The sequence below is a fragment of the Streptomyces sp. NPDC045026 genome, assembly GCF_056432625.1.
Genome location: NZ_JBWKIS010000011.1, coordinates 277,362 through 288,422, shown reverse-complemented (window position 1 = coordinate 288,422; position 11,061 = coordinate 277,362). Strand labels below are relative to the sequence as shown.

Here is an 11,061-nt window from a genome sequence, read left to right as displayed (position 1 = left end):
TCGCCTTCGACATCGACGCCAACGGCATCATGCACGTGACCGCGAAGGACCTGGGCACGGGCAAGGAGCAGAAGATGACCGTCACCGGCGGCTCCTCGCTGCCGAAGGACGAGGTCGACCGGATGCGCCAGGAGGCCGAGCAGTACGCGGACGAGGACCACCGTCGCCGCGAGGCCGCCGAGACGCGCAACCAGGGCGAGCAGCTCGTCTACCAGACGGAGAAGTTCCTCAAGGACAACGAGGACAAGGTCCCCGGCGAGGTCAAGACCGAGGTCGAGGAGTCCATCGCCGAGCTGAAGGAGAAGCTCAAGGGCGAGGACACGGCCGAGATCCGCACCGCCACCGAGAAGGTCGCCGCCGTCTCGCAGAAGCTGGGCCAGGCCATGTACGCCGACGCCCAGGGCGCGCAGGCCGCGGGCGGTCCCGAGGCCGGCGCCCCGGGCGACGACCACAAGGCCGCTGACGATGACGTCGTCGACGCCGAGATCGTCGACGAGGACCGTAAGGACGGTGCCGCGTGACGGAGGAGACCCCGGGCTTCAGCGAGAGCGACAAGCCTGACGTCCCCTCCGGCGCCACCCCCGACGACGCCGAGCCGAAGGCCGCTCCCTCGCCCGACAAGGGCGAGGGGGCGGCCCCGGCCGGGGACGCAGCAGCTGCAGCAGGAGCCGCTTCGACGGTTCAGAACGTAGGCCTGACGGCCCAGCTGGACCAGGTACGCATGGCGCTCGGCGAGCGCACCGCGGACCTCCAGCGGCTCCAGGCCGAGTACCAGAACTACCGTCGCCGGGTGGAGCGGGACCGGGTCACGGTCAAGGAGATCGCGGTCGCGGGCCTCCTGACCGAGATGCTCCCCGTACTCGACGACATCGGCCGTGCCCGTGAGCACGGTGAGCTGGTCGGCGGCTTCAAGTCGGTCGCCGAGTCGCTCGAGATGGTCGCCGCCAAGATGGGGCTCCAGCAGTTCGGCAAGGAGGGCGAGCCCTTCGACCCGACGATCCACGAGGCCCTGATGCACTCGTACGCGCCGGACGTCACCGAGACGACCTGCGTGTCGATCCTGCAGCCGGGCTACCGGATCGGCGAGCGCACCATCCGCCCCGCGCGGGTGGCCGTGGCCGAGCCGCAGCCAGGGGCCCAGCCGGCCAAGGGCGAGTCCGCCAAGGGTGGGGAATCGGCTGCGGCCGACGACAAGGAGAGCGGTGGCCCGGACGAGGGCTGACGTCAGTCGAGAGGAGGGACGTCGAGGATGAGCACGAAGGACTTCATCGAGAAGGACTACTACAAGGTCCTCGGCGTCCCCAAGGACGCCACCGACGCCGAGATCAAGAAGGCGTACCGCAAGCTCGCCCGTGAGAACCACCCCGACGCCAACAAGGGCAACCTCAAGGCGGAGGAGCGCTTCAAGGAGATCTCCGAGGCGAACGACGTCCTCGGTGACCCCAAGAAGCGCAAGGAGTACGACGAGGCGCGCGCCCTGTTCGGCAACGGCGGATTCCGTCCGGGGCCGGGCGGGCCGGGCGGCGGCAACTTCAACTTCGACCTGGGCGACCTCTTCGGAGGCGGCGCCCAGGGCGGTGGTACGGCGGGAGGAGCCGGCGGGTTCGGCGGCGGACTCGGGGACGTCTTCGGCGGCCTGTTCAACCGGGGCGGCGCGGGCACCGGCACGCGCACGCAGCCGCGCCGCGGCCAGGACATCGAGTCCGAGGTCACCCTCAGCTTCACCGAGGCGGTCGACGGGGCGACGGTGCCGCTGCGCATGTCGTCGCAGGCGCCCTGCAAGGCCTGTTCCGGCACCGGCGACAAGAACGGCACTCCGCGCGTGTGCCCGACCTGTGTCGGCACGGGCCAGGTCTCGCGCGGCGGCGGTGGCGGCTTCTCGCTCACCGACCCGTGCGTGGACTGCAAGGGCCGCGGCCTGATCGCGGAGACGCCCTGCGAGGTCTGCAAGGGCTCGGGCCGTGCGAAGTCCTCCCGGACGATGCAGGTCCGCATCCCGGCCGGCGTCTCGGACAACCAGCGCATCCGGCTGCGCGGCAAGGGCGCACCGGGCGAGCGGGGCGGCCCCGCGGGCGACCTGTACGTGGTCGTGCACGTGGACTCCCATCCGGTCTTCGGCCGCAAGGGCGACAACCTCACGGTCACGGTCCCGGTCAGTTACCCGGAGGCCGCGCTCGGCGGCGAGGTCAAGGTCCCCACGCTCGGCGGGCCTCCGGTCACGCTCAAGCTGCCCCCGGGCACGCCGAACGGGCGGACGATGCGGGCCCGCGGCAAGGGCGCTGTCCGCAAGGACGGCACCCGTGGCGATCTGCTCGTCACGGTGGAAGTCTCGGTCCCCACGGATCTGACCGACGCCGCGAAGGACGCCCTGGAGGCGTACCGGAAGGCGACTGCGGAGACCGATCCGCGGGCAGAACTGTTCCAGGCCGCGAAGGGAGCATGAGCATATGGACGGCCGTCGACGACAGAGTTCCTTTGTTGGCAGGGCCTACGAGCTGACCGACGAGACTCCGGTCTACGTCATCTCGGTGGCCGCCCAGCTCAGCGGGCTGCATCCGCAGACCCTGCGCCAGTACGACCGTCTCGGCCTGGTCTCCCCGGACCGCACGGCGGGCCGCGGCCGGCGCTACTCGGCCCGCGACATCGAACTGCTCCGCCAGGTGCAGCAGTTGTCGCAGGACGAGGGCATCAACCTCGCGGGCATCAAGCGCATCATCGAACTGGAGAACCAGGTCGCGGCGCTTCAGGCCCGGGTGGCGGAACTGTCCTCGGCGGTGGAGGGCGCGGCAGCGGCGATGCAGCAGCGCGAGGCCGCCGTCCATGCCTCGTACCGACGGGACCTGGTCCCGTACCAGGAGGTCCAGCAGGCGAGCGCGCTGGTGGTGTGGCGTCCCAAGCGGTCGTCCGAATAGCCCGGACAAGCGGGTGTGAAGCTGGTGTGGAAGGGGCCGGGAGGCGAGAACCTCCCGGCCCCTTTCGCGTGCGCAAGGGGCCCTCACGTGCGCGCACAGGCCGGGTCGTGGCTGGTGAAGACCGCGCGGAGGTCATGTGTTCGAACAGTGAGTTTGCTCACCGGGCGGCCCGGTGCGGGAGTGAGGCGGAGGCCGAGCCTCATGCGGCTACTGGGGTTACCCGAGGTACGCGCGGGTTCATCTCCGGAACACACGGACCCGATCACGAGTCGTTACGGATTCACCTCTTGACGCTGTGTATCCGGCGGAGTTGGCTTCCAGCCACCTCGGCCGCAACGACGCGGTCACTTCAGGGAGGTAGGGAAAGTGAATCCGCGTACGAAGCGCGCCGTCCTCGTCGGCATGGCGTCCGCCATGGCTGTGGCCCTCACCGGGTGCTCGAGCAGCTGGATCGAGCCGGACAACGACGCCGCGGGCAAGGCGTCCGCCCGGCAGAACCAGGACCTGAAGATCGGCGTCCTCATGCCGGAGAAGGAGACCGCAAGATACGAGAAGTTCGACTATCCGCACATCAAGAAGGAAGTCGAGGACCTGACCAGCGGCAAGGGCCGGGTCCTGTACGCCAACGCGGAACAGAACGCGAAACGCCAGGAGAGACAGGTCGACCAGATGATCGCCGACCGGGTCGACGTACTGATCCTGGACGCGGTCAACTCGAAGTCCATCGCGGGATCGGTCAAGAGGGCCAAGGACGCGGGCATCCCCGTCATCGCCTACGACCGCCTGGCCGAGGGCCCCGTCGACGGCTATGTGTCGTTCGACAGCGACCAGGTCGGCCATGTGCAGGGCATGGCGCTCCTCAAGGCGCTCGGTACCAAGGCGTCCAAGAACAGCCGGATCGTCATGATGAACGGCTCGGTCACCGACCCGAACGCCGCGCTCTACAAGGACGGCGCCCTGGCCGAGCTCAAGGACCAGGTGACGATCTCGAAGTCGTACGACACGGTCGACTGGAAGCCGGAGAACGCGCGGGCGAACATGGCGGCCGCCATCCAGGCCGTCGGCGCGCAGAACATCGCCGGTGTCTACTCCGCGAACGACGGCATGGCGGGCGGGGTCATCGCCGCCCTCAAAGCCGCGGGCGTCACCGACCTCCCGCCGGTGACCGGCCAGGACGCCGAACTCGCCGCCGTGCAGCGCATCGTGACGGGCGAGCAGTACATGACGGTCTACAAGCCGTACCCCGAGGAGGCGTCCACCGCCGCGCAGATGGCCGTCCTCATCGCGCAGCAGCGTGACATCGAGTTCAACGCGCTCACGAAGGACCGCGTCGACAGCCCGACCACCCCGGATGTCCCCTCGCTCCTCGTCCAGGTCGTCCCGCTGACGCGGAGCAGCATCAAGTCGACGGTGGTCAAGGACGGGATCTACAAGGTCGGGGACATCTGCACGGCGAAGTACGCGGCCGCGTGTGCGGCGGCCGGCTTGACGAAGTAGGGGCACTTCGGGCTGACCGGCACCCCGTCGTGTGCGGCGTCGGGGCGAGAGCGTGAACTTCGGCGGGGTGTTGGAACGCCCCTACCTCGCTGCTGAGCGGCAGGCAGCGAGGTAGGGATTCCGTGGCTTCCGGTCTGTTCGCGCTGTGCCAGAACGTGTTCTGGGTGTCATCCCAGGTGCCGCGTGCGCAGGATCGAGACTGCGTCAGTAACCGCTCTACCGACAGTTGGTGCCCGTCCCCTGACACAACCAGAATCGCTCGCCGTTCAATCAATCCCCCTGATGACGCTCTATGGCTTTCCGACGCGAGCGAAGATGTGCGAAGCGACGGATCGTTCCAGATCCACGGCTCGAGCAAGACCGGCGTGCCCAGTGCGCAGCTCCACCGGGGAAGATGAGCAGGGCACATCCAGCCGTCGCCAGACGGTGCACTCAGCGACGAGGCTGATTCTTTCTTGATCTCGGGGGCGATATTGCACCGCGAGAGCATGGACGTCCGAACGATCAGGTAGGTGACGCGGCGGAGGTACGCACTCTCGATGAAGTGCTTGAGCGGATGCTGCTGTTCGACAGCACGGTCGCCTTCATACCTGTCACCGTAGATCGTGTGCGCGGTGTGCCGCCTTCACCTTGCCGCCCCCTGCTGGTGGTCAGTGGTCCTGACTCAGGATTTCGGACTGCCCTATGAGATAGCCGAGTTGGGCGCGGCTTTCGCTGCCCAGCGTCGCCGCGAGTTTGGCGATGTGGACGCGGACCGTGCGGATGTTCATGCCGAGGCGCTCCGCGATGACGGCGTCTGTGTGGCCCTCGATGAGGAGTGCGGCGATGGTGCGCTGGCGGGAGGAGATGCCGTCCTTCGCCGGGGGCTGCTGGGCGGCTACGGGGAACATGGGTGTGGCCAGCCGCCACAGACGTTCGAAGGTCGTCACGAGGTAGGAGATGAGGGCGGGGTGGCGTATCTCCAGGGCCACGGTGCGGTCCGTGTTCGCCGGGATGAACGCGACGGTCCGGTCGAGCAGGACGAGGCGCTCGGTGACCTCGTCGAGGGTGCGGACCTCCACGTCACCCCGCAGCTGCTCGTAGTGGGCGATCGCGGCTGTGGAGTGGCGTGCGGTGTGCTGGTAGAGGGTGCGCATCCGGCAGCCGCGGGAGACGAGTTCCTGTTCCTGGCGAAGGACGGAGGCCAGCAGTGTGGGAGGGCGCTGGCCCGGCTGGATGGTCAGCAGTTCTCGCGAGGAGACGGCCATGGCGTCGCTGATGGCGTTGTTGATCCGCTGAAATCCCATGAGGACCGAGAGCACGGGGGTGCCGTGTACGGCCGCGCGCTGGGCGTCGAGCTCCATGAGCGGGGCGAACGTGTCGGCGAGTTTCGACTCGCGGCGGCGCTGGCCCGCGATCTCGTCCTCGATGGCACCCAGCAGGCCCGGCAGGGCAACCGCAGGGGAGACGGGACACAGCCACTGCGAGTCCTTCGGATCCGCGCGCAGGAGCCCGAAGTCGAGGAGGCACGGGACGGAGGCGGCGTCCTCCTCCTTGACGCGGCCCTCGCGCAGCGCCTGCGAGTACAGCGCCGTCCCGGCGGCACACAACTCCTCGGCTCCGTGTGTGTGGGCGTCGGCAGTCACGTGTGGCTCTCCTCGCTGGACATTCAGTGATCCTGGTCGAGGATGCCTGACTGGGCAATGAGGAAGCCGAGTTGCGCTCGGCTGCCGCTGCCGAGAGCCGCGGCCAGCTTGGCGATGTGCGCGCGGCAGGTGCGCACGTTCATGCCCAGGCGCCGGGCGATCGCCTCGTCCACGTGGCCTTCGATGAGCAGTTTGGCGATCGACCGCTGGACTCCGGTGATGCCGTCGGTCGGGGGTGCGTAGGGGGTCTCCTCCAGGAGCGGGACCGCGCGGCGCCACAGTTGCTCGAAGACTTTGGCCAGGTATTCGACGAGGCCCGGATGCCGGAGTTCCAGGGCGACCGGGTTCTCCCCCGGGACCGGTATGAACGCGACGGTCCGGTCGAAGATCATCAGCCGCTCTATGAGTTCTTCGAGGGTGCGTATCTCCACGTTGCCCTTGGCCATGTGCTCGGCGTACACGAGCGTTCCCTGACTGTGCCGGGCCGTGTGCTGGTAGAGCGTGCGCATGGTGATGCCGCGCGCGATGACCGCCTGGCCCCGCTCGAGTGCCTCCGTCAGGGAGTGCTCGCTGCGGCCGCCGCCGGGCTGGACCGTGAGTATCTCGGACTGGCACTCGGCGATGGCGAGTTCGATCGCCGAATTGATCCTTTTGATTCCTTCGAGCACGGTGACGGCGTGCGTGGTGGGCAGGTCCTGCGCACTGATGGCCATGAATGGCTCGAAGTAATCGGTCAGTTCGACCGCCAGGCTTCTCCGTTCCTGGATTTCGCGCTCGATGGGGTGCAGGCGCTGCGCCAGGGCCGCGGCAGGAGGAACCGGGCGGAGCCAGGTGGCGTCATCCGGGTCTGGGTGGAGAAGGGCGAAATCCATCAGGCAGGGAGCGGCTGTCACTTCGCTTCGGGCGATACGCCCGGAGCGCAGAGCGCTGGCGTACAGACGCCTGCCCTCGTCGCACAGTTCAGTCGTGGCATGAGGATGTGTCCGATGTGCGTTACTTGTGGCCATAGCTCCACCCCCCAGGGTCCTGAACGTGCAGGAACATGATGCATCGCTCCTGTGGTGTTTGGATGGCCGAATGAGCCATCGTCTAGTGAGTCGGGGGAGAGAAGCCATGGAAGTGAGGACGAAGCCCACTATGTGCAAGAGAATGCTTCGCTCGGTGATGGCTGTTGCCTTCTCCGCCGGTCTGGCTTTCGGTGTCTTCGGCACCCAGGACCTCTCCTGGAGTGGCACACCCACCACTCACGCGACTGCCGGCCAGAGCATCGCGCCTCCGGATCTTTCCTGGAGTGTCGCTCCACTGGACGCGGACGTATGAGCACTCCCCCCGACGACAGAACATTCCGCCGCGAGATGGCGACCGCCTACCGCTCCGGGTGGCATTTCATCGACCTCGCCACGGCGATTCCCCATCGCGGCGATTCGTTGATGGTCACCCTGTTCGGAGAGCCGATCGTCGTCGTGCGGGACGAGTTCGACGACGAGGAGATCCGGGCCTACCGGTGTCTTCGACGTCCTCGGGGTGCCCCGCAGCCCGTGCGGTGTGCCATCAGATACGGAATGGTCTTCGTCAACCTCGACCAGCGTGACCACCAGCTGGACGAGGAGGCGGGACCGGAAGTTCCGCGTCGCACCACCTCAGCCACCCCCCGCAGTGCCTGACGCGATTCCCCCGGCGTTGTAAATCGCGCAGGCGCTTCCCCCCTGCAGCGGCGCCACCGTGGACCTGAACACGGTGGCGCCGCTGCGGTTTTGTGCCGGGTGAGGCACTGGTGGGCCGGCGTCACCCGTCACCCGTCACCCGTTCCCCGTAGCCCGCGTCAGCGTGATCTCGATGGCCACCCGGTCCGGATTGGGCGCGGGCACGCGCTCGTAGCGCTCCGCGTACCGGCGTACTGCCTCCTCGATGCGGTCCGGCTCCGTGCGGACCACCGCGACGCCCTCCAGCGTCGCCCAGCGTCGGCCGTCGACCTGGCAGACCGCCGCCCGCGCCCCGCCCGCCGCCGTCGCCGCGAGCACGTGTGACACCTTCGCGCTCGACTTGTTCGCGATCACCCGCGCCAGGCCCGCCTCGGGGTCGTACGTGACGCCGACCGGCACCACGTGCGGGGTGCCGTCGGGGCGCAGGGTCGTCAGCGTGCACAGGTGCCGTTCCCGCCAGAAGCTGAGGAAGGCCGGATCGGGGTTCAGGGGGTCGTTGCGCTTGGCCATGCTCCGGAAGATATCCCCGTTCCAGGACATATCCCGCCTGGGGGTACTGGTCCACAGCCTTGAGTGGAAGCGACTCAACTTTGTGTATGCTGTCAGGGTCAGTGTGTGGAGAGGTAGACGCAAGGAGGAGAGTGGGCACGTGGACGCCGAGCTGACGAACCGGAGCCGGGACGCGATCAACGCGGCCACCAGCAGGGCCGTGTCCGCAGGACACGCGGATCTGACCCCGGCGCATCTGCTTCTGGCGCTTCTCGAGGGCCAGGAAAACGAGAACATCACGGACCTGCTGACGGCCGTCGAGGCCGATCAGGCCGCCGTGCGGTCCGGGGCCGAGCGGGTCCTCGGCGCGCTGCCCAGCGTGACCGGCTCGACCGTCGCGCCGCCCGCGCCCAACAGGGACCTGCTGGCGGTCATCGCCGACGCGGCGCAGCGCGCCAAGGAGCTCGGGGACGAGTACCTCTCCACCGAGCATCTGCTCATCGGCATCGCCGCGAAGGGCGGCGCTGTCGCTGACGTACTGACGGAGCAGGGGGCGAGCGCCAAGAAGCTCCTCGCCGCCTTCGAGAAGAGCAGGGGAGGGCGCCGGGTGACCACACCCGACCCCGAGGGCCAGTACAAGGCCCTGGAGAAGTTCGGCACCGATTTCACCGCCGCCGCGCGCGAGGGCAAGCTCGACCCCGTCATCGGGCGCGATCAGGAGATCCGGCGCGTGGTGCAGGTGCTGTCCCGCCGCACGAAGAACAACCCCGTCCTGATCGGTGAGCCCGGCGTCGGCAAGACCGCCGTCGTCGAGGGGCTCGCCCAGCGCATCGTGAAGGGGGACGTGCCGGAGTCGCTCAAGGACAAGCGGCTCGTCTCGCTCGACCTGGGCGCGATGGTCGCCGGCGCGAAGTACCGCGGCGAGTTCGAGGAGCGCCTCAAGACCGTCCTCTCCGAGATCAAGGAGAGCGACGGGCAGGTCATCACGTTCATCGACGAGCTGCACACCGTCGTCGGGGCCGGCGCGGGCGGCGACTCGTCCATGGACGCGGGCAACATGCTGAAGCCGATGCTCGCGCGCGGCGAGCTGCGCATGGTCGGCGCGACCACGCTCGACGAGTACCGCGAGCGGATCGAGAAGGACCCGGCCCTGGAGCGCCGCTTCCAGCAGGTGCTGGTCGCCGAGCCGACCGTCGAGGACTCGATCGCGATCCTGCGCGGCCTCAAGGGGCGGTACGAGGCCCACCACAAGGTCCAGATCGCGGACAGCGCGCTCGTCGCCGCCGCGTCGCTCTCCGACCGCTACATCACCTCCCGCTTCCTGCCGGACAAGGCCATCGACCTCGTGGACGAGGCCGCGTCCCGGCTGCGCATGGAGATCGACTCGTCGCCCGTCGAGATCGACGAGCTCCAGCGCGCCGTCGACCGGCTGAAGATGGAGGAGCTCGCGCTCTCCAAGGAGACGGATCCGGCCAGCAAGCAGCGCCTGGAGAAGCTGCGGCGCGACCTCGCCGACAAGGAGGAGGAGCTGCGCGGCCTCACCGCCCGCTGGGAGAAGGAGAAGCAGTCCCTCAACCGCGTCGGTGAGCTGAAGGAGAAGCTCGACGAGCTGCGCGGCCAGGCCGAACGCGCCCAGCGCGACGGCGACTTCGACACCGCCTCCAAGCTCCTCTACGGCGAGATCCCCACCCTGGAAAGGGACTTGGAGGCCGCCTCGGAGGAAGAGGAGGAGGCGTCCAAGGCCGACCTGATGGTCAAGGACGAGGTCGGCCCCGACGACATCGCGGATGTGGTGGCGGCCTGGACCGGCATTCCGGCCGGGCGGCTCCTGGAGGGCGAGACGCAGAAGCTGCTGCGGATGGAGGACGAGCTCGGCAAGCGCCTGATCGGGCAGGGCGAGGCCGTACGCGCGGTGTCCGACGCCGTGCGCCGCACGCGCGCCGGGATCGCCGACCCCGACCGGCCGACCGGCTCCTTCCTGTTCCTGGGCCCGACCGGCGTCGGCAAGACCGAGCTGGCCAAGGCGCTCGCCGACTTCCTGTTCGACGACGAACGGGCCATGATCCGCATCGACATGAGCGAGTACGGCGAGAAGCACTCCGTGGCGCGTCTCGTGGGCGCCCCTCCCGGCTACGTCGGGTACGAGGAGGGCGGCCAGCTCACGGAGGCGGTGCGCAGGCGCCCGTACAGCGTCGTCCTGCTCGACGAGGTGGAGAAGGCGCACCCGGAGGTCTTCGACGTCCTGCTCCAGGTGCTCGACGACGGCCGCCTCACGGACGGCCAGGGCCGCACGGTCGACTTCCGCAACACGATCCTCGTGCTCACCTCGAACCTCGGCAGTCAGTTCTTGAGCGGACACAGCCTCGTGGAGCCGACGACGAGCGAGGAGGAGAAGAAGCAGCAGGTCCTGGAGGTCGTACGGGCGTCCTTCAAGCCCGAGTTCCTCAACCGGCTCGACGACCTCGTCGTCTTCTCCGCGCTGAACAAGGAGGAGCTGGAGCGGATCGCGAAGCTCCAGATCGGCCGGCTCGCCAAGCGGCTCGCCGAGCGGCGGCTCACGCTCGACGTGTCCGACGCGGCGCTGGCCTGGCTCGCCGACGAGGGCAACGACCCCGCGTACGGCGCGCGGCCGCTGCGCCGCCTCGTGCAGACGGCGATCGGCGACCGGCTCGCGAAGGAGATCCTCTCCGGCGAGGTCACCGACGGCGACACGGTCCGCGTGGACGCCTTCGGCGACGGCCTGATCGTGGGCCGGGCCACCGGAAAGACGCTGTAACGCAAGGCGAACGCCGGCCCCGGACCGGTCCGGGGCCGGAACTCGGCCGATCCAACCGG

General features: G+C 68.7%; 10 protein-coding genes. 7 read left to right on the top strand and 3 right to left on the bottom strand.

Going from position 1 to position 11,061, the window contains the following annotated elements; translation table 11 throughout:
- The 5 genes from AC07EJ_RS24650 to AC07EJ_RS24630 all read left to right on the top strand — a co-directional run.
- Window positions 1–521 (top strand): Hsp70 family protein (locus AC07EJ_RS24650; RefSeq protein ID WP_478884937.1); only part of this gene is annotated, 521 nt, incomplete at its 5' end.
- Window positions 518–1,222 carry a nucleotide exchange factor GrpE gene (gene grpE / locus AC07EJ_RS24645; RefSeq protein WP_478884936.1) on the top strand — a complete coding sequence of 235 codons (705 nt, stop codon included), beginning with the start codon at window positions 518–520 and terminating at the stop codon, window positions 1,220–1,222. The genes AC07EJ_RS24650 and grpE, both read left to right, overlap by 4 nt.
- A gap of 27 nt (window positions 1,223–1,249) precedes the next feature.
- Complete coding sequence (gene dnaJ, locus AC07EJ_RS24640) at window positions 1,250–2,443, top strand: molecular chaperone DnaJ (RefSeq protein ID WP_389479183.1); 1,194 nt, start codon at window positions 1,250–1,252, stop codon at window positions 2,441–2,443.
- 4 nt (window positions 2,444–2,447) lie between these two features.
- Window positions 2,448–2,912 carry a heat shock protein transcriptional repressor HspR gene (locus AC07EJ_RS24635; protein WP_393589274.1) on the top strand — a complete coding sequence of 155 codons (465 nt, stop codon included), beginning with the start codon at window positions 2,448–2,450 and terminating at the stop codon, window positions 2,910–2,912.
- A 366-nt stretch (window positions 2,913–3,278) separates the two neighbouring features.
- Window positions 3,279–4,409, top strand: a complete 1,131-nt coding sequence (locus tag AC07EJ_RS24630; RefSeq protein WP_393589272.1) for a substrate-binding domain-containing protein — start codon at window positions 3,279–3,281, stop codon at window positions 4,407–4,409.
- 650 nt (window positions 4,410–5,059) lie between these two features.
- Here the strand turns inward: AC07EJ_RS24630 and AC07EJ_RS24625 are convergent.
- Entirely contained in the window at window positions 5,060–6,034 is a 975-nt protein-coding gene (locus AC07EJ_RS24625) for a helix-turn-helix transcriptional regulator (protein WP_389479190.1), read from the bottom strand.
- Window positions 6,035–6,057: 23 nt separating this feature from the next.
- The gene (locus AC07EJ_RS24620) at window positions 6,058–7,041 is read right to left on the bottom strand and encodes a helix-turn-helix transcriptional regulator (RefSeq protein ID WP_389479192.1); all 984 of its coding nucleotides are present in this window, start codon (window positions 7,039–7,041) and stop codon (window positions 6,058–6,060) included.
- 309 nt (window positions 7,042–7,350) lie between these two features.
- Between AC07EJ_RS24620 and AC07EJ_RS24615 the strand changes: the two genes are divergently transcribed.
- Window positions 7,351–7,698 carry a hypothetical protein gene (locus tag AC07EJ_RS24615; protein ID WP_389479194.1) on the top strand — a complete coding sequence of 116 codons (348 nt, stop codon included), beginning with the start codon at window positions 7,351–7,353 and terminating at the stop codon, window positions 7,696–7,698.
- 135 nt (window positions 7,699–7,833) lie between these two features.
- On the opposite strand, the gene AC07EJ_RS24610 is transcribed toward AC07EJ_RS24615, so the two are convergent.
- Entirely contained in the window at window positions 7,834–8,247 is a 414-nt protein-coding gene (locus tag AC07EJ_RS24610) for a pyridoxamine 5'-phosphate oxidase family protein (protein ID WP_389479196.1), read from the bottom strand.
- A 139-nt stretch (window positions 8,248–8,386) separates the two neighbouring features.
- Between AC07EJ_RS24610 and clpB the strand changes: the two genes are divergently transcribed.
- On the top strand, window positions 8,387–11,002 hold the full coding sequence (gene clpB, locus AC07EJ_RS24605) for an ATP-dependent chaperone ClpB (RefSeq protein ID WP_478884935.1): 2,616 nt from the start codon (window positions 8,387–8,389) through the stop codon (window positions 11,000–11,002).
- Window positions 11,003–11,061 lie beyond the last annotated feature (59 nt).

Coding starts and splice junctions, on each gene's coding strand:
- dnaJ (WP_389479183.1), top strand. CDS start 1,250: ATGAGCACGAAGGACTTCATCGAGAAGGACTACTACAAGGTCCTCGGC.
- AC07EJ_RS24610 (WP_389479196.1), bottom strand. CDS start 8,247: ATGGCCAAGCGCAACGACCCCCTGAACCCCGATCCGGCCTTCCTCAGC.
- AC07EJ_RS24620 (WP_389479192.1), bottom strand. CDS start 7,041: ATGGCCACAAGTAACGCACATCGGACACATCCTCATGCCACGACTGAA.
- AC07EJ_RS24615 (WP_389479194.1), top strand. CDS start 7,351: ATGAGCACTCCCCCCGACGACAGAACATTCCGCCGCGAGATGGCGACC.
- AC07EJ_RS24635 (WP_393589274.1), top strand. CDS start 2,448: ATGGACGGCCGTCGACGACAGAGTTCCTTTGTTGGCAGGGCCTACGAG.